The following is a 23,833-nucleotide window of genomic DNA, read 5'->3' on the forward strand; positions in this document are numbered from 1 at the left end:
TTACTCTTTTTAATTATCTGAATGATGTTCGAAATCTCGAACTGGTTTTATGGTTGACCATGAGCGACAGCTCGGACATAGCCAATAGAGGGTGTTAACCGTAAATCCACATTTTTGGCAACGGTAATTGGGAACTGATTTTATTTGTTCACCAACCATGTTGCGAAGTAGTAATAAGCTCTCTTTAGCTTTTCCTTGTTCAGCATCGGCAACATGGTAATCCATTAAGCGATAGAATCCTTTTAGATTTGGGTGTTTTAATAATTCACGATAAAGGTAATATTGCGCTGCATCGAGTCCATTGTCTTTTTCAACAATGTCGGCTAGCATCAATTCGGCAACATTGCCAGTATCTTGTTTGACACAAATTTCGAGGAATTGTTTAAATAGCTGAGGTTGATTAAGTTTTGCGTAACATGCTTTTAATAATGGTAACGCTTCACCGATTAATGCTTTATCTTGATTTAATATTTGTTGGAAAGACTCGATTGCTTGTTCAGCTTTATCTTGCGCCATAAATACTCGCCCAAGCATTAATGATGTTCGTGCACAATTAGCGTCCGCAGCCGCTGATTTTTTTAGTAAAGTGTAAGCTTGATCCAAATCATTATTAGCAATAGCGATGGCAGCAAGCTCACAATAAAATTGGGCTATTTCGATTTTGTATTTTACATTGCCAAGTTTGACCAGTCTGGTGGCAGCGTTAATTGCGTTATTCCATTCGCTAGTTGATTGATATATGATTAGCAGTTGTTGTAGGGCATGTTGTTGAAAGTCTTCTTCGTCGATTAGCTGTAAAAACATCTCTTCTGCGCGATCGTAAAAACCTGCCACCATGTAATCTCGACCAAGCTGTTGAATAGCTAATAGTCTTTGTTCAAAGGTTAATGAGGCGCTTTCCATTAATGCTTGGTGAATACGTATTGCGCGGTCTACTTCGCCTCGTGAACGGAATAAGTTACCTAAGGTAAGATGGGCTTCAAGTGTGCCTTCATCTTCTTTTAACATGTCAAGGAAGAGGTCAACAGCCTTATCTTTTTGGTTTGACAAAAGAAAGTTTAGGCCATCTACATATTCTCGAGATAGTCGGTTAGATTCATTTAAATATTTTTGTTTGGCATTTCTATCTCCCATGTACCAGCCGTATCCGGCTGCTATGGGGAGTAATAGAAATAACAATTCAAACATAATTACCTATTTTTCTAATTTGGTTAAATTTTGATGCGTATTTTCATCATATTTTTTCTGTAATTTATTTAGTTTACGTTTTGTTGATGAGTGTTGGAATTTTGATTTTAGGAAGTAAATTCCAGTTAATATCCAACCAACTAAAAAGCCTGAACCAAATAAAATAGCAAGTAATACCGATAACCTAACTTCTGTTTTAGCAATTAAATAGTTGAAGGTGACTAATTGATTATTAGCTGAACCTATTGTTATCGATATGGCGAAAATAAGAATTATCAATAAAATTGATATCACTAATTTCATAATTTTAACCTTTTTATTTTATTAAAAATCTCTAAATAACTAAAATTTTTTTGTAAAATTTGTTGTTTATAAAATCATCTGACTACTATATTCCATTTTCTAGCATAAAAACAGCTTATTAATGCAATTAACCAAGCAAGAACAACGCCTAATATAAGGTCATAAGCCGAATGCATACCCAATAATAGCCGACTTGCTTCAATCAGTGTTGACCAGACTACGATGGCGGTCACAATTATAAAATGTCGTCTAAAACTAAGTAATGTTATTGCTAAAAAAGCCCATGTTGCTGCAAATAATGTATGTCCAGATGGAAAAGCATAGCCTGTTTCTTGTTGCCAATGTTTTGACAACCAAGATGGTATTGTAGTTGTATTAGTCAGTAGCTGTTCTATGTTGGCTTTTCGTTCAGCTCTTGTTTGGGAATAAAATTGTTTGTCGCTAAAATGATACTCTTTAGCTAACCATAGAACATATGGTCTTGATTCAGCTGTTTGTTGTTTGATTAAACTTTTAATGATTTGTCCACCCAACATTGCGCTGACTAAAATTAACAATATAACTAAGATATTTTTTTTATTGGCCAATAGTAGACAGAACAGTAGAAAAAATAGTCCTGATGTGATTATTGCCCAAGGATAACTTGCTGTTTCGGTTATCCAAAAAAAATATTCAGATGAATTATTAAGTGCTGACGGTTGCCAATGCCAATTTACGACTATTACAGATAACGGTATAATTAGAAATAAGACTAATGCCGCTATTGTTTTTTTTATTACTAACCCCATTTAAAAACTCAATTAAGCATAAAATTTGATTTATTTTAACATGGAAGAACGATTTGTTTTTAAAAAATCTTATCTATGTGTTTACTAAATTTGGAGATAATAATGCAATTAAAACATGTTGCACAAGCCAAACTGCCAACACCATGGGGATGTTTTACCATTGTTGGTTTTGAAGAGATTGCAACAGGTAAGGATCATGTGGCATTAGTGTTTGGTGATATCAATGAAGAAACGTCAATTTTGACGCGTGTTCATTCAGAGTGTTTAACCGGTGATGCATTATTTAGTTTGCGTTGTGATTGTGGTTTTCAGTTAGGAGCCGCGTTAAAACAAATCGCTAAAGAAGGTAAAGGGATTTTAATTTATCATCGCCAAGAAGGGCGTAATATTGGGTTATTAAATAAGATCAGAGCCTATGCCCTTCAAGATCAAGGTTTAGACACGGTTGAAGCAAATGAGCAATTAGGGTTTGCGGCAGATGAGCGTGATTTTACTTTATGTGCCGATATGTTGACGCTGTTAGGGGTGTCAAAAATTCGTCTGTTAACGAATAACCCTGAAAAGATTAAAGTGCTTGAACAAGCAGGAATTAAGGTTACCGAGCGCGTTCCTTTAGAAGTAGGGGAGAACCCGAATAATGAGCATTATTTAGCAACCAAAGCCAATAAGTTAGGGCATTTGTTGCATTTACATCGTCATTAGTTTTTAATATTTTAAATTGTTTAACCTCAATATTTAATATTGAGGTTGATTTTTTGGGGCGATTAATCGTTTAATTAATCTTTATCGCAACGAAGCACTCCACCGTTGGCAATTTGGTCTTTAGAGATTTCGTGCATGATAATTTGTACTGCTTCAGGTTTGCAGTTGAGTGTTTCGACAATTGCATTTGTTACGCGTTTAGCCATTTCACGTTTTTGTTCGATGGTGCGTCCTTCTAAGAAGTCGATAACGACATTCGGCATAAATATCTCCTAATGATTAATTGTGGCAAGTTGTGCATCAGTTAATGCGATGTCTTGATTATGGCAAATACCAATACCGGATTGTATGATTTTTTCAGCAATCGCTTTTGCTTCCTCTAATGAGTGCATTGTGTAGGTTCCACATTGATATTCGTTTAATTCTGGAATTTCTGATTGTGATTTTACATTTAGCACATCATGCATGGATTTTAACCAAGCATCAACTACCAACGATTCGTTAGGTTTACCAATTAAGCTCATATAAAAACCAGTACGGCATCCCATTGGGGATATATCTATAATTTCGACATTATCACTGTTTAAATGGTCGCGCATAAAGCCAGCAAATAGGTGTTCTAATGTATGAATCCCTTTTTCAGGTAATAGTGCTTTATTAGGAATGGTAAAGCGAAGATCAAATACAGTTATGTCATCACCTTTAGGGGTTGCCATGGTTTTAGCTATTCGCACAAAAGGTGCTTTCATTTTAGTATGATCGACTTTAAAACTGTCTAATAAAGGCATAATGTTCTCCTTAGTTTATAATCAAGCTATTTTGATTAATTAGCTCGATTTATTCCACCTTTTTTATTCATTGATTTAATAAATCTAACATTTCTTGTTCATCAATGACTTTTATTCCTAGCTCTTCTGCTTTAGTAAGCTTTGAACCTGCTGATTCACCCGCAATCACTAAGTCGGTTTTTTTAGAAACACTACCAGTAACTTTAGCACCGAGTTTTTTTAGTTTGTCTTTTGCTTCGTCACGGGTTAATTGTGATAATGTTCCGGTTAATACAATGGTTTTGCCCGAGAATGGTGAGTCAATTGTTAATGGTTCTACTTCGACATCAGGCCAATGTATTCCGATTTCCGGACTGGTTAGTTGGTCAATGACATCACGATTATGGGGTTCTTGAAAAAAGTCGATAATACTTTCAGCGATCACTTCACCAACATCACTTACAGTTTGTAGTTGCTCTAATGAAGCGTTTTCGATCGCCGTTAAGTTACCAAATTGGTTAACTAAATTTTCAGCTGTGACTTCACCAACATTTGGTATGCCCAAGGCGAATATAAATCGATTTAAGGTCGTGTCTTTAGATTGATTTAATGCGTTAATTAGGTTGTTGGCTAATTTTTGCCCGACTTTGTCTAATGAACATAAAATTGGTAAGGTTAGCTTGTAAAGATCAGCCGGTGTTTTGACATAATCTTTGTCTACTAATTGTTCGATTATTCTATCCCCGAGTCCATCAACGTTCATTGCCCGGCGAGATACGAAGTGTTTTAGGGCTTCTTTGCGCTGTGCTGGGCAAATCAATCCACCGGCACAACGAGAGATTGCTTCACCTTCATCGCGAACAATAAGGGAGCCACAAATAGGGCAGTGGGTTGGGAAGATGATTTCTTTGGTGTCAGCTGGTCGCCGATCTTGGATGACTGAAACAATTTGTGGAATCACATCACCTGCACGGCGTACAGTGACATAATCACCTTCTCGAATACCTAAACGCTCAATTTCATCACTGTTGTGGAGCGTTGCATTACTGACGATAACCCCTGCTACCGATACCGGCTCTAGTCTTGCTACTGGTGTTATGGCACCGGTACGACCAACTTGGAAGTCGACTTTTTTAAGCTGTGTTACTTCTTCTTGCGCTGGAAATTTGAATGCTGTGGCCCAACGAGGTGCACGGGCAACAAAACCAAGCTCTTGTTGTTGTGCAATACTGTTGACTTTGATAACTACACCGTCAATATCAAAATCAAGTGACATTCTTTCCTCACCAATTTCATGAAAGTAGGCAAGTGCTTCTTGGACACCTTGGCGAATCTGGACTTTGTCGCTCACTGGTAAACCCCAAGCTTTAAATTGCATTAGACGGTCATAATGGTTATCAGGTAGAGTTGCGCCCTCATTAATACCAACTCCATAACAGAAAAAAGAGAGCGGTCTTTTGGCGGTGATTTTAGGATCTAATTGCCTTAAGGAACCTGCGGCGGCATTCCGAGGATTTGCAAATGTTCTTTCCTTGCGTTTTTCCGCATCTGCATTTAATTTGGCAAAACCTTTGTGTGTCATAAAGACTTCGCCACGTACCTCTAATCGAGTAGGTATGTTTTCACCTTTTAATACCAGTGGAATAGTTCTTATGGTTTTTACATTTGAAGTTATATCTTCACCAGTAGTGCCATCGCCACGCGTTGCTGCTCGAACGAATCGTCCATTTTCGTATAATAAACTTACCGCTAACCCGTCAAGTTTTAACTCACAGCAGTATTCAACTGATTGGCTACTAGTGAGATGTAAGCGATCTTTTACCCTTTTATTAAAGGCGTTAAAACTTAATTCATCAAATACATTATCAAGTGATAGCATCGGTAGTTCATGTTTTACCGAGTCAAATTGTGACAGAGGTGTGCCTCCTACACGTTGTGTTGGTGAGTCGGATGTGATGAGTTCAGGGTGATTGTGTTCTAGATTTTGGAGTTGTTTTATTAATTTATCATATTCTACGTCGGGAATTTCTGGTGCATCAAGCACATAATAACAGTATTCATGATGTCTTATCAGATTGCGTAAAGCAGTTATCTGTTCTGTTACCTCGTGTAGAGATTCAGAATCATTTACTGAATTTTCAGTTATATTTGGCATGATTTTTAACTCTTAAATTAAAATAAAAGTTTGAGAATTAGCAATAAAATAGTACGTAACTAAATTTAGTACAATAGGTGTTGATAAATATAGTTTGTAAACCAACATAAACTAACTATTCCACCAATTTTCATTAGTGGAATAGTTTTAAAAAAAGAGTTCTTATGATTAAATTTCGTTACAAGCTTTTTTAATGCGTTCTTTATAACTATCAATCTTTTGTGGTGTCATCATGTGATGTTCATCATCAAGTACTACACCATTGACATCGTCAGCGATACGTTGCGCAGTTTGTAACATAAGTTTGAAGTTTTGTTGATTGTTACCATGAGTTGGCGCAACCATAAATATTGATACACCCGGTGTGGTAAATTCGTGCATGGTTTCAGGATCTAAATAACCTGGGCTAATCATGTTAGCTAAACTAAATAAAATTGGGCCATTGCCGGCTGGGTCAACATGGCGATGGAAAATTTGCATATCACCAAATTGGAATCCTGATTGCATTATGCTAGCTAACAGTACATCACCTTGTAATGATTTGCCATTTATACCGGTTACGTTTAAGACAATAATTTCAGTTTGGTTGTCTTCACCCACATCTAGTTTTTGATTGCTTTGTTCTTCAGATACTGATTGAGCCGTTTTTTGGACTTCTTTAACCTTTGGTGTTTCAGGTTCTTCAGCAAAAATTTCTTGTTGAAAGTTGATTGTAGGCTCGTTATCAGCCTTATCGTCAATTTCTTCGTCATTATTATTTGAAAATAGATCTTCTTGAAGAGGTAAATGTTCTTCCTCTTCTTTCACGTTTTCTTTAACGTTCTCTTGTTCAACTACTACTGACTCAACTGGGTTATTACTTTCATCCTGTTTATTTTTAGGCGTGAGTAATATTACATCGTCTTCTTCGCCGTAGATGTCTTCAAATTGTTGAGTATTTGGTGTGAATTTATCTTTTTTGCCTGACTTAAATAAAGAAGAACGTTCTTTTTTATTGATCCAGAGCCCATGAATCAATAATGCAATAATGACTAAGGACGCAATAACAATTAGAACAGTACGTAAATTATCCATAATACCCATCTCAGAATTAAATTAAATATAGATTTAAATTATTCAATAATATAATTGAAAAAAAAGGATTAAAAAATACCACAATTAAATTTTTTTACTTTTTATTCGTAAGCTAAATCCATACTCACTTATTACAGCACTAAAAATCAATTCGCATATATTACTTTATTTCTCCAAATAATCATAATATCAATCCTAATTTTTTTATTATTATTGTTTCGTTATGGTTAAATTTAGTAAATTTTTAGAACTCTGTGCTATTAAGGTGTTAAGATACTTACAATCAATGCATATTTTTTGTAAAATCACCGATCACTTTTGAATGATTTCATTGTTTTTTATTAAAAAATAATTATTAAGTTACCGAGGTCTTTTTTATATGAGATTTAATAAGCTATTACTTACGCTGGCATTATCTGGTCTATTGTTATTAACTGGTTGTGATAATAATCAATCCCAATCAGCTAATGGCCAATTACCCAAGGTAACTGTTTTTAAAGTCCAACCTTTAGATTATACCCTTAAAATTAGTTTACCTGGACGAGTTGTTGCATCGCAAATAGCTGAAATTCGCCCACAAGTTAGTGGAATTGTGTTAAATCGTGAATTTGAAGAAAGTTCGAATGTTAAAGCTGGGCAATCACTTTATCAGATCGATCCTGCTATTTATCAAGCTAATTATGATAGTGCGGTGGCAAGTGTAGAAAGTGCAAAAGCTAATGCTAATATTGCGCAACTTACTTTAAAACGTTATGCAGGGCTATTAAATACTAAATCCATCAGCCAACAAGAATATGATAAAGCTGCTGCTGATGCTAAACAAGCTGAAGCAAGTGTTTTAGTTGCTCAAGCAGCAGAACACGCTGCTAAAGTTAATTTAGATTATACTAAAGTTTATTCGCCAATTGATGGTTATATTGGTAAATCAAGTGTGACTGAAGGTGCGCTAGTTTCTGCTGGACAAGCTGCTCCACTTGCACTAGTTCAACAACTTGATCCAATTTATGTTGATATGACTGAAGCGGCGACTCGCTATAATAAATATCTTCAAGATGAAAATATTGTTTATGAACCCGCTAAAGGCAATAACGTTGATCTGTTCTTTAATGATGGTTCTAAATACGCATTATCAGGTAGCATTAAATTTTCAGATATGACAGTTAATGAGACTACAGGTACTGTTACGTTGCGTTCACAATTTTCAAATAGTGAAGGTAAAATTTTACCAGGTATGTTTGTTAAACCACAAATGACATTAGGTACTATTAAAAATGCAGTGTTAGTGCCTCAACAAGGTATTACTAGTAACCAAAAAGGCCAATATACAGCTAAGATTTTAAAATCAGATGGTGCAGTTGAATATCGCCAAGATATTAAAATTTATACCGGTATAGGTGGTTATTGGGTGGTAACTAGTGGAATTAATATCGGTGAAGAAGTTATTACAACAGGCCTACTTAATTTAACTGGGGTTGAAACAGGAACAGCTATGAAAGCGGTTGCAGTTGGTAAGCCTGCTGAACTGACTCAAGAGCAGTTAGATAGTCTCATCAAAAACAGCGTGAAATAAGGTAGATTTAATTATGGCTAAGTTTTTTATTGATAGACCTGTTTTTGCATGGGTAATTGCTATCATGATGATGCTGGGCGGTGCTTTGTGTATTAAGTTACTTGCTGTTGAACAGTATCCTGATATTGCACCACCTGCTGTTACGGTTTCAGCGGTTTATCCAGGTGCTGATGCACAAACAATTGAAAATACAGTTACGCAGTTAATTGAGCAAAACTTAACTGGTTTGGATAATTTGATTTATATGAAATCAACCAGTAGTGCTCAAGGTGTGGTACAAACTACGTTAACTTTTGCACCTGGTACTAGCCCTGATTTTGCGCAGGTACAGGTATTAAATAAAGTAGAAAGTATTAAATCTCGTTTACCAGAAAGTGTTCAAAAAAATGGGGTTTCGGTTGCTAAAAATAACACCAACTTCTTAAAAGTTATCGGCTTCTACTCAACCAATCCTCAAAAAACACAGGCAGATATAGCTGACTTTATTTATTCAACTGTACAAGATCAGATTCGTCGTGTACAAGGGGTAGGTGATACGCAGTTATTTGGTTCTGAATATGCAATGCGTATTTGGTTAGATCCAAATAAACTTAATTATTTTAATCTGTCGATTGAAGAAATTATTAGTGCTATCCAAGCGCAAAATGCACAGGTTACTGCAGGGCAATTAGGTGCTTTACCAGCCACTAAAGGGCAAGAACTTAATGCCACCATTACTGCTCAATCACGTTTAAAAACACCAGAGCAATTTCAAAATATTTTACTTCGTGTTAATACAGATGGTTCAAATGTTTTATTAAAAGATGTAGCAAAAGTTGAAATTGGTGCAGCTGATTATAATTTCCTTTCTCGTTATGATGGTAAACCATCAGCCGGTTTAGGTATTTATTTAGCAACAGGTGCTAACCAACTTGATACATCTGAGAAAGTTGACAAAAAAATTGAAGAGTTGTCTCATATTTTCCCTGAGGATATTAAATTTGCGTATCCTTATGATACAACACCATTTGTTAAATTATCGATCAACAACGTAGTACATACCTTAATCGAAGCAATCATTTTGGTTGTTATCGTTATGTATGTGTTTTTACAAAATCTGCGTTCTACACTTATTCCAACCATCACCGTACCAGTAGTATTGTTAGGTACGTTTGCGGTTCTATATATCTGTGGATTTACCATTAATACGTTATCCATGTTTGCTATGGTACTGGCCATCGGTCTTCTGGTCGATGATGCCATTGTGGTTATTGAGAACGTTGAACGTATTATGCATGATGAAGGGCTTTCGCCTTATGATGCAACCGTTAAATCGATGGAACAAATTACTTCTGCTTTAGTTGGTATTGCTGTGGTACTTTCAGCAGTATTCGTACCAATGGCATTTTATGGTGGTGCAGCAGGGGGGATTTATCGTCAATTTTCAATCACTATTGTAACGTCAATGTCATTATCAGTGGTGATGGCAATTGTGTTAACACCAGCACTTTGTGCACAAATTTTAAAAGCGCCGTCAAAAAGCAAAATTAAGAAAGCTACGATTGGTGAAAAATTAGGAAGTATGCCTCCATTTAGCTGGTTTTCAATTGGTACTAAATGGTTCTTCAATAAATTTAATAATGTATATAACAAAAGTTTACATGCCTATGAAAAAGGTGTAATTAAATTTATTCGATATCCTCTCGTTTCATTTATTTGCTATGCGTTAATTGTTGTTGCTTTAATATTTGGCTTTAATCGCTTACCAACTGGCTTCTTACCAAATGAAGATCAGGGTGTATTAATTGTCATGGTCGAATTACCACCCGGTTCTACATTAGAACAAACCATGGGTGTGTTGAATAAAACCTCTAATTTCTATATGGAGAAAAAGGCTGACTCAGTGAAGGAAATCTTTACCGTTGCTGGTTTTAGTATGGTTGGTCGTGGTCAAAATATGGGGCTTGGCTTTATTCGATTAAAAGATTGGGATGAGCGTACTCGTCCAGACCAAAAAGTTGATGCTTTAGTTGGTAGTGGTTGGGGATTTGCTTCAACAATAACTGAAGGTCGTGTCATTATTACCAATGTACCAGCAGTGCCGTCACTTGGTATGGCTAATGGTTTCTCATATATGTTAAAAGATACCTCAGGCCTTGGACATGATGCATTGATGGGGGCATTTTTCCAATTATTGAGACAAGCTTCTCAAAATCCTAAGTTACAACAAGTTCGTCCTGGTAGTATGTTAGATGTTCCACAATATAAAATTAATGTGGATTTCGAAACGGCTCAAGCGCTTGGTGTTGCGGTAAGTAGTGTTAATACCGTGCTTTCAACTGCATTAGGTTCAGCTTATATTGATGACTTTGTTTATAATAACCGTGTTAAAAAGGTTTATTTACAATCTGATGCGGCTTATCGAATGCTTCCTGATGATTTTAGTTTCTGGCATGTGAAAAATCAAAAAGGTGAAATGGTACCTTATGATGCTTTTGCAACCACAACAAAAAGTTATGGTTCACCGTCACTTGTTCGTTATGATGGTGTAGCGGCAATGGGTATTAGTGGTTCGGCTGCACCTGGGTTGAGTTCTGGTCAGGCTATGGCGACTATGGAAGAATTATCTAAAAACTTACCTAAGGGCTTCTCGTTTGACTGGACAGATATTTCTTATCAAGAACGTCAAACAGGTTCTCAAACTACAACACTTTATTATATTTCAATCATCGTGGTGTTCTTGTCGTTAGCCGCTCTATATGAAAGCTGGACAGTACCTATTTCGATCCTATTTGTGATCCCATTAGGTATTATCGGTACCGTATATGCGACGATGTTTAGAGGTCTTGATAACGATATTTACTTTATTGTTGGACTTTTAACTACGATGGGCTTATCGGCTAAGAATGCTATTTTGATTGTGGAATTTGCTAAAGATGCACTCGAAAAAGAAGGTAAATCATTAATCGATGCAACGTTAGAAGCTTGTCGTCTACGTTTACGTCCAATCTTAATGACTTCGTTTGCTTTCATTCTTGGTGTGTATCCATTAGCAACAAGTAGTGGTGCTGGTTCTGTAAGCCAGAATGCGGTAGGTACAGGGGTAATCGGTGGTATGTTGACAGCAACATTCTTGGCGATATTCTATGTTCCGCTATTCTTCTTATTTGTAACTAAAGTATTTACTAAACATAAGAATAAAGTCGTATTGCCAACTAACTTTACAGGCAACACTGAAAATAAATAACCAATAGGTTAGATTTAAAAAGCACCAATAATCTTGGTGCTTTTTTTATGTGCTTTTTGGAATTAATCTTTTAAACGATAATTGAGTTTGTATTCAGTTAAATTTTGCGTTGAGGAACGGGGTTTTTGAGTGATATAAACCAGATATTGAGGTGATTTTTTTAAAGATTAGACTTTATCGATGTGATTTAACTAAGTGTTGGGTCATATGCGCATGGGTAATCGCGATTGCGAGCGCATCAGCGGCATCTGCTTGAGGGCTTGCAGGTAGTTTAAGTAATAACTTAACCATGTGCTGTACTTGCTTTTTATCCGCTGCTCCTGTTCCAACTACGCTTTGCTTAACTAATCGTGCGGCATATTCAAAAACGGGTAAATCATTGTTAACCGCTGCAACAATGGCAGAACCTCGTGCTTGACCTAATTTTAGTGCGGAATCGGCATTATGAGCCATAAACACTTGTTCAATAGCAAACATGTCTGGTTGAAATTGGAGGATGATTTCGCTTACTCCGGCGTAGACACGTTTTAAACGCGTTGGTAAGTCATCAACTGCAGTACGGATACAACCACTGCCAAGATAGGTTAGTTGTCGTCCCGTTTGGCGAATTACACCGTAACCCGTCAAACGAGAACCTGGGTCAATCCCCAGAATGATAGTCATTAGAGTGCTGCTGCAACTTCGTCTGACACTTCTCCGTTATGATAAACTTCTTGAACATCATCACAATCTTCAAGCATGTCAATAAGACGTAGTAGTTTTGGTGCAGACTCTATATCCAAATCAACTTTAGTGGCTGGAATCATTGAAACTTCAGCTGATTCAGCGACTAAGCCTGCTGCATCTAGTGCATCTTTAACTTCACCGAATGATTCAGGTGTTGTAAATACATCAATAGCACCATCGTCATATGTCACAACATCATCAGCACCAGCTTCAAGCGCAGCATCCATGACTTGATCTTCGTCAGTTCCAGTTGGATATGAGATAACGCCTTTTTTGGTGAATAAGTAAGATACAGAACCATCAGTACCTAGGTTTCCACCCGTTTTAGTAAAAGCATGACGAACTTCTGATACTGTGCGGTTACGATTATCACTTAAGCATTCTACCATTACTGCTGTACCTGCTGGTCCATAACCTTCATAGATGATAGTTTCCATATTCGTATCATCTTCACCACCAACACCACGAGCAATTGCTCTGTTCATGGTATCTCGAGTCATGTTGTTAGATAATGCTTTGTCCATAGCAGCTCGTAGACGAGGGTTAGACGCTGGATCGCCACCACCAAGTTTTGCTGCTGTTACAAGTTCGCGAATAATTTTGGTAAAGATTTTACCGCGCTTAGCATCTTGAGCTGCTTTGCGATGTTTGGTATTGGCCCATTTACTATGACCTGCCATAAAATTCTCCAGATTAAATAATTTAAAAATCGAGCTATTTTAACAAACTTTTAGCTAAAGTTCATTATCAATCTCTTTATTCCTTTTCTGCTGTTAATAATAAAGTTTTTATTAGAGTCATTTCAATCAAAGTTGAGTATGTGGGTATACAACATTGGTCTTATTTATTGCTGAAAGTTTGAAAAGAATAGTACTTATAGGTATATAACGTTAAATTGTATTAATAATTAAAAAATCGCTCTATAAGCTTTGTGCAACACTTGTTTAGTGCTCTTAGGCTTGAATAAATTTTTAGTTAGTAAAAAATAAAAAAAGCGCCCTATCAAGCAGCGCTTTTAATTTGTTAAATATAATATGGTTTAAAATTTTTACTAACTCATTCCATATTGTTTTAATTTTTTGCGTAAAGTACCACGGTTGATACCAAGCATATTTGCTGCTCGAGTTTGATTGCCACGAGTATATTGCATAACCATATCAAGGAATGGGTGTTCAACTTCAGCTAACACTAATTCGTATAGATCAGTAGGATCTTCACCATTTAATTGTGATAAATAGTTTTTTAAAGCTTGTTTTACCGAATCTCGTAAAGGCTTTTGTGTTATTTGGTCTTGAGAGTTTACAGTTGTAAATTTAAGTGCTGCAGCTGTAACGCGTTGTTCTGACATAGTATTTTTAACTCTTTTATTTGTTTCTAATTTGACTAAAAAATGCTTTTAGTGTTTTTACTTGCTCACTTGTATTGCTAAGTACACTAAATAAGCGCCTGAATTGATCACTATCAGCATAACTCTTGGTATACCAATTTACATGCTTTCTGGCAATCCTTAATCCTTTGTATTCTCCATAAAATTGATAAAGATCTTCAAGGTGTGTTAACACAATTTGTTCGACTTCATCAATTGTTTTATTTTTTTTTAACTGTCCGTGTGCTAAATAGAATGCAATTTCTTCAAATATCCAAGGTCGCCCCTGTGCCGCTCGGCCGATCATTATACCATCAGCTTGCGTATATTTGAAAACATCTTTTGCTTGTTCTGGTGTACAAATATCACCATTTGCAATTACCGGAATCGTTACCTTTTCTTTCACTGCTTTTATGGAGTCATATTCGACTTCTCCATTGAATAAGCATGCACGACTTCGCCCATGAATAGTAATAGCCTTTATGCCACAATCCTGCGCAATTTGTGCGATTTCAATGCAATTTCTATTATTTTTATCCCATCCAGTCCGAGTTTTTAGTGTTACTGGCACATCAACTGAGCCAACAACTTTTTGCAAAATATTTTTTATTAAATCTGGATGCTGCATTAATGCAGAACCAGCTAATTTTTTATTTACTTTTTTAGCAGGGCATCCCATATTAATATCAATTAATTGAGCACCATGTTTGACATTAAATTCAGCAGCTCTAGCCATTTCATCTGGATCTGAGCCAACAATTTGGACTGCACGTATACCAACATCATCAGTTGAAATCATTCTTAATGCTGATTTGTCAGTATGCCATACATCTGAATTAGCTAAAAACATTTCAGAAATAGTCATTCCTGCACCAAAGCGATGACATAAATTTCTAAATGGTTTATCGCTTATTCCTGCCATAGGGGCCGCAATTAAATTGTTTTTTAATGTGACCTTGCCAATGCTAAGCAAATTAAGGTCGGCTATATTACGCATTTTTCCTCTAAGTTAAAAGGGGGTAATGTCACATTTTTACTTTTTTTTACCAGTAATTCGGCACCACTCTTCTTGTTCAATAATAGGATCAAGTTCAAAATGAGTCTGATATGCTTCATATACACTTTGAGATTGAGTGGCTAAAATACCTGATAATCCTAGTTTTCCATTAGTTTTTACAAGGTTATTGATCTGTGGTTCAAGTTCTTTTAAAGGGCCAGCTAATATGTTTGCGACAACAACATCTGCTTGTAAATTATTTGGAAGATCTTTTGCTAAATATAGTTCAATTTTTTCACTAACATTATTTCGCTCAGCATTGTCACGACTTGCTTGGATCGCTTGAGGATCAATATCTACTCCAATGACTCGCTTAGCGCCTAATTTTAATGCAGCAATGGCTAAAATGCCTGAACCGCAACCATAATCAATCACAATCTTGTTGTTTAGATCTAGACTATCTAACCAAGTTAAACATAATGCTGTTGTCGGGTGGGTCCCCGTTCCAAATGCTAGACCAGGATCTAACATTACGTTGACTGCATTAGGATCAGGAATGTCTCGCCAGCTAGGGCATATCCATAATCTTTTACCAAACTGCATTGGATGAAAGTTGTCCATCCACTCTCTTTCCCAATCTTTATCTTCTAGCTGTTCAATTTTATAGGAATATTGGTCTAGATTTAGTATCGCTTTTAATTCATCAATATCTATTTGAGCATCATAAAGTCCAACTACGTCGGTGTTTCCCCAAAGTTTCGTTTCACCAGGTAATGGTTCAAAAACAGGGTTATCATAAGTGTCTTGAAAAGTGACTGATACAGCACCCGATTCTTCTAGTTGCTCGCTGATTTGTTCAGCTAATTCATTAGTAGTGTTAATTCTGAGTTGAATCCAAGGCATAGTTTTTTCCTGTTTGGCCAAATAGGTTGGCGATAATAAATACAACTAATCCGATCAGTAACGATGGTATGATTGGATGGAAAGCATAAATCTTAATGTTATAAACAGCGAGAAGAGTATAGCTTATTGCACCAGCTAACATTGAGCAAAGTGCCCCTGTTGCATTCGCTTTTTTCCAGTATAATCCGAGTACTAATGGCCATAAAAATACTGCTTCAAGCCCACCAAATGCTAGTAAATTAAGCCAGATGATCATTTCGGGTGGTTTCCATGCGGCTAATATCAATAATCCACCAAAGAAATAGGTAATGGTAACTGATAATCGAGTTAGCATTTTATCACTAAATTTGGTATTTGGTCTTATCGTTAGGAATAGATCTTTAATAATAACCGATGATACTTGTAGTAGTTGGGCATTAATTGTGGACATTATAGCTGAAAGTGGTGCAGCCAAAAAGATTCCTGCAGCCAAAGGAGGCATAACTTTTATAATTAATGTGGGTACAATTTGATCCGGAATCGTTAAATCACTCACTATCGCACGACCGAGTGCTCCAGATAAATGCATAGTTAACATGATGATTGTTACAACTATAGTACCAATAATAATACCTTGGTGTACCGCTTTACTATCTTTATAGGCCATGCAACGAACAGCAGTATGTGGTAAACCAACAACACCAAAGCAGACTAAAACCCAAAAAGAAGCCATAAAAGGGAAGTCCATAAAATTATTTGGTCCTTGTGGTGTTAATAAAGCCGGATCGATTGTATATAAACTGTCAATAATATTTGTAATCCCACCACCAGCGTAAATAATTGCGACTAAAAGTAAAATGGCACCGATTATCATAACTAAGCCTTGGAAAGCATCATTTAAAATGCTGGCTCTAAAACCACCAAAAGCCGTATATATTACTGTGCCGAATCCAAAAATAATTAATCCATTGTCATAAGGAATACCGACAGATGATTCTAATAAACGGGCTCCTCCTACAAATTGTACTGTCATCGCACCAACAAAAGCAGTAATTAAAGCGATACTTGCAAACCATACAATCATTTTACTTTTATAATGAGAATAGAGCATATCACTAAGCGTTATTGCATTGTATTTACGGGCTAAAATAGCAAACTTTTTACCTAAAATGCCCAGTGAAAGTAATACAGTAGGGACTTGGATCATTGATAAAAGCACCCAGCCAAGTCCATATTTATAAGCAGCCCCTGGCCCACCGATGAATGAACTAGCACTAATATAAGTTGCAGCCAAGGTCATAGCCAGTAAAAAACCGCCCATGGTGCGATTACCAATAAAATAGTCAGTAAATTGGTTTACTTTCTTTCTTTTTATATAAGCGTAAATTGATAACGCAAATACAAATATAAGGTAAATAATAAGAGGAAGAATAATATCTAATTGCACGCTTAATGGCCTATTCTAATGGAATATTTTTGAATTGTTTTTTTACCACAATATAACATAACAAGATAAAACCGAATGGTACCATTATACATGACAGCTCAAACCATAATGGTAAACCTATGAAACCTTTTTGATCTTTTAAACTATAAGCGCTAATTACCCATGCAGCGAAATAGATAAGAGTAAGTAACAATGAAAGCTTTGCTTCTTTATTAGCCTGCTTGTAACGAGTATCCATATTAAATAAATGGTTAATTAATTTGGGGGGACTTAGAGTAAAAGAAAGTGTTTAACTTGGCAAGTTTATTGCAATTTATGCAATATAATGTTCTAAATATATCAATTTTCGCAATTATGATTTTACGCTATAGTGCTCTGATTAAAAATAATTCAACTCATGGAGAGAATAATGTCTAACTATTTTAATACATTAAATTTACGCGAAAAATTAGAACAACTAGGTCAGTGCCGTTTTATGGCTCGTGATGAATTTGCATCAGAAGCTAATTTTTTAAAAGGCAAAAAGATTGTGATCGTTGGTTGTGGTGCTCAAGGTCTTAACCAAGGGCTAAATATGCGCGATTCTGGTTTAGATATTTCTTACGCTTTACGTAAAGAAGCTATTGCAGAAAAAAGAGCATCATGGAAAAAAGCAACAGAAAATGGCTTTAAAGTTGGAACTTATGAGGAATTAATTCCTACCGCTGATTTAGTTATCAACTTAACTCCAGATAAGCAACATTCAGCTGTAGTACAAGCTGTTCAACCATTGATGAAAAAGGGTGCAGCATTAGGTTATTCACACGGTTTTAACATCGTTGAAGTTGGCGAAAAAATTCGTCCAGATATCACAGTAGTGATGGTTGCGCCAAAATGTCCAGGAACAGAAGTTCGTGAAGAGTATAAACGTGGATTTGGTGTACCAACTCTGATCGCTGTCCATCCTGAAAATGATCCTAAAGGCGAAGGTTTAGCAATTGCTAAAGCATGGGCTGCTGCAACAGGTGGTCATAGAGCGGGTGTTTTACAGTCTTCTTTTGTTGCTGAAGTTAAATCTGATCTTATGGGTGAACAAACGATCTTATGTGGTATGTTGCAAACTGGATCATTACTTTGCTTTGACAAACTTGTCGCAGATGGCGTTGATCCTGCATATGCTTGTAAATTATTACAATTTGGTTGGGAAACGATCACTGAAGCATTAAAACAAGGTGGTATTACGTTAATGATGGATCGTTTATCTAATCCTGCTAAATTACGTGCGAATGCATTAGCTAAAGAATTAAAAGTGATCATGACTGATCTTTACCGTAAACATATGGATGATATTATTTCAGGCGAATTCTCATCAACGATGATGAAAGATTGGGCTAACGATGATGTTAACTTATTGAAATGGCGTAAAGAAACGGGTGAAACTGCATTCGAAAAAGCTGCCGAATATCAAGGTAAGATTGACGAACAAGCTTATTTTGATCAAGGTGTTGTTATGGTAGCAATGGTTAAAGCAGGGGTTGAACTTGCATTTGAAACTATGCTTGAATCTGGTATTTTACCTGAATCAGCTTATTATGAATCACTACATGAGTTACCACTTATTGCAAATACAATTGCTCGTAAACGTTTGTATGAAATGAATGTCGTTATTTCTGATACCGCTGAATATGGTAACTATCTATTTGCTAATGCAGCTGTTCCATTATTAAAAGAGAAATTCATGCCAATGTTACAAGCAGGTGACTTAGGTAAAGCTATACCTGAAGGCAGTGTTGATAATGCACAATTACGTGATGTTAATGAAGCTATTCGTCACCATCCAATTGAGATCGTTGGGCGTAAACTTCGTAGCTATATGACAGATATGAAAAGGATCAATGTAGCAAGTTAATTGATCTTAATCAGTTATGAAAAAGGTGCTAATAAGCACCTTTTTTTATGTCTAAAGTATCTTAACATCAAGCTTTAACCGCATTTAATATTTTGTAAAATTACGATTTGATCACAAAGGATCAAGGATCAAAAAAAGGATCCAACTTAGATCATTCGGATCCTTCTAAAATTTTCATAAAACTTTTAAAAATTAAATAATTAAAAATTTTTTATTTTAACTTTTTATTTATTTTTTATATTAGTTATGGTATATTTTGTTCAAATTTAGTTCAATTTGTAAGGATAAAATATCAATGAAAATGGCTTTTCGACCAACTGATAGCTGGCGTTGGTATTTTGATAATGAATACGACAGCTTAATGCTTGAAATTTCATCAGAAATGTTATTTCGTTGTAATTATGCAAGTAAAACACTAATACCTGATGTATTTAGTGAGTTTTCGTTTTCTGTCGATGACGCAACAGCTTATTATCTATTTTATGATAGTTGTCAATCTTTGATTTTGAGTGACGCTCAAAAAATTGAATTATCAATTAATGCAATTGTTGCTTCAAATTTTTTGAAACCACAAATGCCTAAGAGCTGGTATTTTTCTCAGCAACCTATGCTTTATAATCCCAAAGTTGCTGATATTGTGGAAGTAAACCTACAAGAATCCGGTCAAAGGGTATGTTTATTGGTCGTTGAAGCTGGTGAAAACGCATCGCTTTGCATTGTTGCTCAACCGACGTTTGTGGCTATGAACAAAACCTTCTGTTTTTCAGAAGCGATTAAAGTGATGAATGATAGACTAGCATTAGCTAATCAGTTTGTAAAAACAGAAAGCTCTATGACGTTGGTTAATGAGCAGTTGGAATTAAAAGCTATTTCCTAATTATCTTAATTAAAAATGAGTAGTATGATACTACTCATTGATTCTTTTAAAACTTATCAACCCGGCATGTAATATATTATAAAGTAATCCATTTTAGTACGATTACCATGATCCAATAACTTCTCTTTTGCGAATTCATGCCCTTGTTCAGCTGCTTTTTTTATATAATCCAGTCCAGCTTCCCACAATGGTTCTTCATCAAAAAACATTAAACCTACTTTGTATTGAGCATCCATATCATTATTTTTTAACGCAAGTTGTAATTCAGGATCTTTACGTAATTCATATAAAGGTCTACAACCTGGAGTACTATAGCCACCTTGAAAGCAATATTTTTTGAACCAGTAAATTGCTTTAGGAAAATCTTGAGGAACATAGTAACCTTCCATATATAGCTTAGATAAAGAACTGTTAGCTTTCCAATCCCCTGCCTTAGCTGCTTCTTTTAACCAATAAATTTTTTTATCTATCTCTGTAATAAAACTGAACCTCGAAGCAATGTATCCTAAAATGTGAGGATTTTTAACATAATTGGAATATTTAATATAATTTTCCATAATTTTTTTATCTTGGTCATCTCCATGAAGACTAGTTTTAGAATATAAGTCAATTATGTGAAGAAACAACTTAGGATCATTATCCGCAGCATAAGAGTAAAAATAAATAGCGGGTAAATATTTGTAATTTTTTTCACACCATTTAGCTATTTTTATGGCGATTTTAGGATCAGGTTTATCCTTGTCGAATTTTTCCAATAACGGATAGAGTTCTTTATGGTATGAATATTTGAGATTGTTCTTATATATTTCACATGCTGGAGAAGAAGACAATGCGCAAGCCTTTTTAAAATACATTAAAGCTTTGTTCATTTTAACTTCATTTAAATAGTAGCCACTCAAATAAAGTAAGGAAGGAATATCCCCTCGAAATGCGTTATCTTGCATACCATCCAAGATACTTTTATCAACCTCTGTGTTTTCATCTTTATAAATTTTTTCATCAAACAGATATTTAGAATTCAATAAAGTATCAATTTGAGCTTCAATTTTAGCAAGAGCAATAAAGTAGGGTAAAGATGGTTCACCAATATCTCTAGCTTCAGAAAATCTCCAAAGTGCTCTACCAGGAGCTCTATCAATAGATTTACCAGTAAGATATGCTTGACCAATTAAAAAAGATACATAACCATTTACTTTTTGATTATTTTCTTTTTTCATATATTCAATAAAATCATGAAAATAATAGTAATTAGGATTTTTTCTACTATCTTCTAAAGTCATTACTAATTTAATGGTGTTTAAATCACCATTCATTATTGCAATTCGAATTAATGATAATCCTTTATCTATTAATTTAGGTTTTATGAAAACGTTTATTATGTCAATTTCTAGGTTTTTACATCTATAAGACAAGTAATTATTACGATCATCTTCTTCACCATACACACCATAATAGATATCATTAGTCAAAATAAATTGGTCTTTCCAAGTTGATACTAAATCATGAATGTTATGAATTTTATTGCAACTTTTGTTGTGAAGTGTATTAGCCAATTCAATATAACTCATCCCTAGCTGAGTAAGATAAGTTAGATTTGTTGTATTGCCTTCTTCTAATTCTTTAAGGACTTTCTCTTCTTTTTTTTCCTTTATATTGTCGAAAACCATTTTATAATGATCTAAAGAAAATACAGATGTAGAAAGGGAACCGAGAAGCGTAAATAAAAATAATTTTTTTAACATCCACTGTAGCCTAATATTTATTCCATTATTTTAATAAATTAAATTCTTTGTATTATAATAAAAATTATTATTTTTCTATTCTATAGTGATATCACCTTTTGGAACACAACTACAGGCTAGAATATGTTTATTTTGTTTAATCGCTGATTGAGTTAAAGGTTTTACATCCCCTTTTGTTAATAATACTGAGCAACGACCACATACACCAGCCCGACAAGAGTTAGGAATTGAAATATGATGTTGTTCAAGTTGTTCTAAAATTGTTTGCTGATTATTACCTTTAATTTTTTTATCTTGGAAAGTAATTGTACAAGGTTGATAGTCTTTTATTGATTCTGTAGGAAAGTTTTTAATATAGCTTTTAGCTGGTTGGCGTTCAAGTACCTCAATTTTATCACCAATCGATACAGTACCATGATTTCGAGCAATCATATTCATACCAAAATCAATTTTACCATCCAAATTAGTTCTAAAATAACTTAAAGTTTTTAAAGGTTCATTATTAGGTAAAGCTTTGGCTGAATTGACATTGAACGTGGTTAATACACAACGAGTACAAGGTTTGATGATATCAAATATTAACTCACCAATTTTAATGGTTTTCCATCCATCCTCTGCAAAAGGGAGTGCGCCATTAATAATAATATTGCCACGAAATTGGCGAATATCTAATTTTTCAGGGCACTGTTGTTCAAGATAGTTAAATGATGCAAGATTTAACAACAAATAAGGATAACCATCAGCAAAACTAACTGGCACATCTGGATAACGTTTAGTTCTTCGACTCAATTTTTTGCCGATCCAACGCAATTGCACATCTTTTTGAAGAAATTGGCTAAAAAATTGATTAACTTTAATTGGCGCAATATGTGATGTAAAGTGATTTCCCCAAACTTCGGTTGCTTCATTACTTAGTGAAAACTCATCGAAATTAATCACGATTGATTCGTTAGTTGGTAATGACACCTGCACTTGGTTGTCAATTATTACCGTTTTAAGTTTTAACAGCTCTGGATATTGTCTGGCAGTTATAAATGTTCCATCTGGTTCACTTATCATTAAGATACGGTCATATTCAAAGCCACCATCAATACTCTTGGCACGCGTCAATGCAATACCTTGCATTGATTTAATCGGATAGATAAAGAGTTGTTTAACGGCAATCATATCGGCAAATATTTAATTAGTTTGATCAAATTATATATTTAATTATTAGGGATTTATATATTTAAGTGCCATAAATTCATTCCTAAGCTATCTTACAATCGTCGTTCAATGATATTTTGTATAGGATGATATTCTGCTTTTATAAAAGAGGTATTATGTTCGCATGGGGTATCATCTTCAAGATATGTGACTTCCTCAAGTTTTAGTAGGGCGGTATTTTTAGCTATATTTAATGAATTCTCAATTTTTTCATCATCGACATTTACAGCCATAATGTTTTGAATTCGTTTTTTTACTTTTTTTCCTGTGATCTCTTCAATATAACCAAATTTTGATATCTCTAATTGACTAAATTCGAACTGATGAAATAAATTTGCGGGTATTAACGTAAACTCTATTGATACAGGAATATTATCAAAAAACATTAATCTAACAATTTTATAAACAAAATCATTTCGCTTTAATTTAAGTAAATTGGCCAATTCTTCACTTGGAACAGGAATTATACTTGCAGAAAGAACTTTCCTAGCTCCCCTATAACCTTGTTTTTTAGCCTGATAATCGAAATGAGAGATTACATTAAATTTACCAGTTAGATTAATATTTCGCTCAAATGAACCTACATGTAATCCTGACTTTCTGACACGGTAAATTAGTCCTTCTTCTAATAAATGTCTGGTGGCTTCTCTAACAGTGGTACGAGTTACATCCAAAATCTTTGCAATATTAACTTCAGTATCAATTTTCTCACCAGTAGATAAGTTTTTTTCTTCTATTAGATTAGTAATGTAATTGATAACTTTTAATTGTTTTGTTGTTATGTTACCACTCATTTTGATTCCTCAATTTTTCTATTAGTTATCATTTTCATTCAAATAACCTCAGATAGCAATATTTTGACTATATATTAAATAGGTTCAACGCCATTCAACCTTATTCCTTCTTAAGTTTATTCATACTCAATTTTA

At 34.9% G+C, this 23,833-nt stretch carries 22 protein-coding genes; 5 read left to right on the forward strand and 17 right to left on the reverse strand.

The window, feature by feature from the left end:
- Positions 1-9: 9 nt before the first annotated feature.
- The 3 genes from lapB to J3U27_RS10330 all read right to left on the reverse strand — a co-directional run bounded on the left by lapB (position 10) and on the right by J3U27_RS10330 (position 2,279).
- Positions 10-1,188: a lipopolysaccharide assembly protein LapB gene (lapB, locus tag J3U27_RS10320; RefSeq protein WP_065563403.1), complete on the reverse strand. Its 1,179-nt coding sequence runs from the start codon at positions 1,186-1,188 to the stop codon at positions 10-12.
- Between the two features lie 6 nt (positions 1,189-1,194).
- A complete protein-coding gene (locus J3U27_RS10325; RefSeq protein ID WP_065563404.1) occupies positions 1,195-1,491 on the reverse strand; it encodes a LapA family protein in 297 nt (98 codons plus the stop codon).
- A 74-nt stretch (positions 1,492-1,565) separates the two neighbouring features.
- A complete protein-coding gene (locus J3U27_RS10330; protein ID WP_267337451.1) occupies positions 1,566-2,279 on the reverse strand; it encodes a phosphatase PAP2 family protein in 714 nt (237 codons plus the stop codon).
- A 102-nt stretch (positions 2,280-2,381) separates the two neighbouring features.
- Between J3U27_RS10330 and ribA the strand changes: the two genes are divergently transcribed.
- Positions 2,382-2,981 carry a GTP cyclohydrolase II gene (gene ribA / locus J3U27_RS10335; RefSeq protein ID WP_267377411.1) on the forward strand — a complete coding sequence of 200 codons (600 nt, stop codon included), beginning with the start codon at positions 2,382-2,384 and terminating at the stop codon, positions 2,979-2,981.
- 74 nt (positions 2,982-3,055) lie between these two features.
- Here ribA and J3U27_RS10340 read toward each other — a convergent pair whose 3' ends face one another.
- From J3U27_RS10340 to zipA, 4 genes are all read right to left on the reverse strand, one after another.
- Positions 3,056-3,244, reverse strand: coding sequence for a 2-hydroxymuconate tautomerase (locus J3U27_RS10340; protein WP_091347325.1), 189 nt, complete (start codon positions 3,242-3,244; stop codon positions 3,056-3,058).
- Positions 3,245-3,253: 9 nt separating this feature from the next.
- Complete coding sequence (luxS, locus tag J3U27_RS10345; protein ID WP_065563407.1) at positions 3,254-3,769, reverse strand: S-ribosylhomocysteine lyase; 516 nt, start codon at positions 3,767-3,769, stop codon at positions 3,254-3,256.
- A gap of 67 nt (positions 3,770-3,836) precedes the next feature.
- Positions 3,837-5,903, reverse strand: a complete 2,067-nt coding sequence (gene ligA / locus J3U27_RS10350) for an NAD-dependent DNA ligase LigA (protein WP_267337450.1) — start codon at positions 5,901-5,903, stop codon at positions 3,837-3,839.
- Between the two features lie 168 nt (positions 5,904-6,071).
- Positions 6,072-6,980 (reverse strand): cell division protein ZipA, encoded by a 909-nt coding sequence (zipA, locus tag J3U27_RS10355; RefSeq protein WP_416380565.1) that lies wholly within the window; start codon positions 6,978-6,980, stop codon positions 6,072-6,074.
- A 376-nt stretch (positions 6,981-7,356) separates the two neighbouring features.
- Here zipA and J3U27_RS10360 point away from each other — a divergent pair, with 376 nt between their 5' ends.
- Positions 7,357-8,547, forward strand: a complete 1,191-nt coding sequence (locus J3U27_RS10360) for an efflux RND transporter periplasmic adaptor subunit (protein WP_220225790.1) — start codon at positions 7,357-7,359, stop codon at positions 8,545-8,547.
- Positions 8,548-8,560: 13 nt separating this feature from the next.
- On the forward strand, positions 8,561-11,773 hold the full coding sequence (locus tag J3U27_RS10365) for an efflux RND transporter permease subunit (RefSeq protein ID WP_267377413.1): 3,213 nt from the start codon (positions 8,561-8,563) through the stop codon (positions 11,771-11,773).
- Between the two features lie 174 nt (positions 11,774-11,947).
- On the opposite strand, the gene ruvC is transcribed toward J3U27_RS10365, so the two are convergent.
- The 7 genes from ruvC to J3U27_RS10400 form a co-directional block, all read right to left on the reverse strand.
- Positions 11,948-12,436, reverse strand: coding sequence for a crossover junction endodeoxyribonuclease RuvC (gene ruvC / locus J3U27_RS10370; protein ID WP_065563411.1), 489 nt, complete (start codon positions 12,434-12,436; stop codon positions 11,948-11,950).
- A complete protein-coding gene (locus J3U27_RS10375; protein ID WP_065563412.1) occupies positions 12,436-13,179 on the reverse strand; it encodes a YebC/PmpR family DNA-binding transcriptional regulator in 744 nt (247 codons plus the stop codon). The genes ruvC and J3U27_RS10375 overlap by 1 nt, the downstream gene beginning before the upstream one ends.
- 371 nt (positions 13,180-13,550) lie before the next feature.
- Complete coding sequence (gene fis / locus J3U27_RS10380) at positions 13,551-13,847, reverse strand: DNA-binding transcriptional regulator Fis (RefSeq protein ID WP_034883623.1); 297 nt, start codon at positions 13,845-13,847, stop codon at positions 13,551-13,553.
- 16 nt (positions 13,848-13,863) lie between these two features.
- Positions 13,864-14,862 carry a tRNA dihydrouridine synthase DusB gene (dusB, locus tag J3U27_RS10385; RefSeq protein WP_065563413.1) on the reverse strand — a complete coding sequence of 333 codons (999 nt, stop codon included), beginning with the start codon at positions 14,860-14,862 and terminating at the stop codon, positions 13,864-13,866.
- 36 nt (positions 14,863-14,898) lie between these two features.
- Positions 14,899-15,765, reverse strand: a complete 867-nt coding sequence (gene prmA / locus J3U27_RS10390; protein ID WP_267330665.1) for a 50S ribosomal protein L11 methyltransferase — start codon at positions 15,763-15,765, stop codon at positions 14,899-14,901.
- Positions 15,740-17,191: a sodium/pantothenate symporter gene (gene panF / locus J3U27_RS10395; RefSeq protein WP_267377414.1), complete on the reverse strand. Its 1,452-nt coding sequence runs from the start codon at positions 17,189-17,191 to the stop codon at positions 15,740-15,742. The genes prmA and panF overlap by 26 nt, the downstream gene beginning before the upstream one ends.
- A gap of 10 nt (positions 17,192-17,201) precedes the next feature.
- Positions 17,202-17,429 (reverse strand): YhdT family protein, encoded by a 228-nt coding sequence (locus J3U27_RS10400; protein WP_065563416.1) that lies wholly within the window; start codon positions 17,427-17,429, stop codon positions 17,202-17,204.
- A gap of 171 nt (positions 17,430-17,600) precedes the next feature.
- On the opposite strand from J3U27_RS10400, the gene ilvC reads away from it, so the two are divergent.
- Positions 17,601-19,079, forward strand: coding sequence for a ketol-acid reductoisomerase (ilvC, locus tag J3U27_RS10405; RefSeq protein ID WP_065733793.1), 1,479 nt, complete (start codon positions 17,601-17,603; stop codon positions 19,077-19,079).
- Positions 19,080-19,374: 295 nt separating this feature from the next.
- A complete protein-coding gene (locus J3U27_RS10410; protein ID WP_141677448.1) occupies positions 19,375-19,956 on the forward strand; it encodes a cell division protein ZapC in 582 nt (193 codons plus the stop codon).
- A gap of 56 nt (positions 19,957-20,012) precedes the next feature.
- On the opposite strand, the gene J3U27_RS10415 is transcribed toward J3U27_RS10410, so the two are convergent.
- The 3 genes from J3U27_RS10415 to J3U27_RS10425 all read right to left on the reverse strand — a co-directional run bounded on the left by J3U27_RS10415 (position 20,013) and on the right by J3U27_RS10425 (position 23,698).
- Positions 20,013-21,698, reverse strand: a complete 1,686-nt coding sequence (locus J3U27_RS10415; RefSeq protein ID WP_267377416.1) for a tetratricopeptide repeat protein — start codon at positions 21,696-21,698, stop codon at positions 20,013-20,015.
- A gap of 75 nt (positions 21,699-21,773) precedes the next feature.
- Positions 21,774-22,865 (reverse strand): YcbX family protein, encoded by a 1,092-nt coding sequence (locus J3U27_RS10420; protein ID WP_065733795.1) that lies wholly within the window; start codon positions 22,863-22,865, stop codon positions 21,774-21,776.
- Positions 22,866-22,957: 92 nt separating this feature from the next.
- Complete coding sequence (locus J3U27_RS10425; RefSeq protein ID WP_065733796.1) at positions 22,958-23,698, reverse strand: GntR family transcriptional regulator; 741 nt, start codon at positions 23,696-23,698, stop codon at positions 22,958-22,960.
- Positions 23,699-23,833: the final 135 nt, after the last annotated feature.

The organism is Gilliamella sp. B2911 (assembly GCF_026536965.1).
GTDB lineage: Bacteria > Pseudomonadota > Gammaproteobacteria > Enterobacterales > Orbaceae > Gilliamella > Gilliamella apicola_E.

Coding starts and splice junctions, on each gene's coding strand:
- ilvC (WP_065733793.1), top strand. CDS start 17,601: ATGTCTAACTATTTTAATACATTAAATTTACGCGAAAAATTAGAACAA.
- J3U27_RS10360 (WP_220225790.1), top strand. CDS start 7,357: ATGAGATTTAATAAGCTATTACTTACGCTGGCATTATCTGGTCTATTG.
- luxS (WP_065563407.1), bottom strand. CDS start 3,769: ATGCCTTTATTAGACAGTTTTAAAGTCGATCATACTAAAATGAAAGCA.
- J3U27_RS10410 (WP_141677448.1), top strand. CDS start 19,375: ATGAAAATGGCTTTTCGACCAACTGATAGCTGGCGTTGGTATTTTGAT.
- J3U27_RS10375 (WP_065563412.1), bottom strand. CDS start 13,179: ATGGCAGGTCATAGTAAATGGGCCAATACCAAACATCGCAAAGCAGCT.
- lapB (WP_065563403.1), bottom strand. CDS start 1,188: ATGTTTGAATTGTTATTTCTATTACTCCCCATAGCAGCCGGATACGGC.
- J3U27_RS10425 (WP_065733796.1), bottom strand. CDS start 23,698: ATGAGTGGTAACATAACAACAAAACAATTAAAAGTTATCAATTACATT.
- J3U27_RS10415 (WP_267377416.1), bottom strand. CDS start 21,698: ATGTTAAAAAAATTATTTTTATTTACGCTTCTCGGTTCCCTTTCTACA.
- J3U27_RS10420 (WP_065733795.1), bottom strand. CDS start 22,865: ATGATTGCCGTTAAACAACTCTTTATCTATCCGATTAAATCAATGCAA.
- J3U27_RS10325 (WP_065563404.1), bottom strand. CDS start 1,491: ATGAAATTAGTGATATCAATTTTATTGATAATTCTTATTTTCGCCATA.
- J3U27_RS10365 (WP_267377413.1), top strand. CDS start 8,561: ATGGCTAAGTTTTTTATTGATAGACCTGTTTTTGCATGGGTAATTGCT.
- ribA (WP_267377411.1), top strand. CDS start 2,382: ATGCAATTAAAACATGTTGCACAAGCCAAACTGCCAACACCATGGGGA.
- J3U27_RS10340 (WP_091347325.1), bottom strand. CDS start 3,244: ATGCCGAATGTCGTTATCGACTTCTTAGAAGGACGCACCATCGAACAA.
- fis (WP_034883623.1), bottom strand. CDS start 13,847: ATGTCAGAACAACGCGTTACAGCTGCAGCACTTAAATTTACAACTGTA.
- J3U27_RS10400 (WP_065563416.1), bottom strand. CDS start 17,429: ATGGATACTCGTTACAAGCAGGCTAATAAAGAAGCAAAGCTTTCATTG.
- prmA (WP_267330665.1), bottom strand. CDS start 15,765: ATGCCTTGGATTCAACTCAGAATTAACACTACTAATGAATTAGCTGAA.
- dusB (WP_065563413.1), bottom strand. CDS start 14,862: ATGCGTAATATAGCCGACCTTAATTTGCTTAGCATTGGCAAGGTCACA.
- J3U27_RS10330 (WP_267337451.1), bottom strand. CDS start 2,279: ATGGGGTTAGTAATAAAAAAAACAATAGCGGCATTAGTCTTATTTCTA.
- ligA (WP_267337450.1), bottom strand. CDS start 5,903: ATGCCAAATATAACTGAAAATTCAGTAAATGATTCTGAATCTCTACAC.
- ruvC (WP_065563411.1), bottom strand. CDS start 12,436: ATGACTATCATTCTGGGGATTGACCCAGGTTCTCGTTTGACGGGTTAC.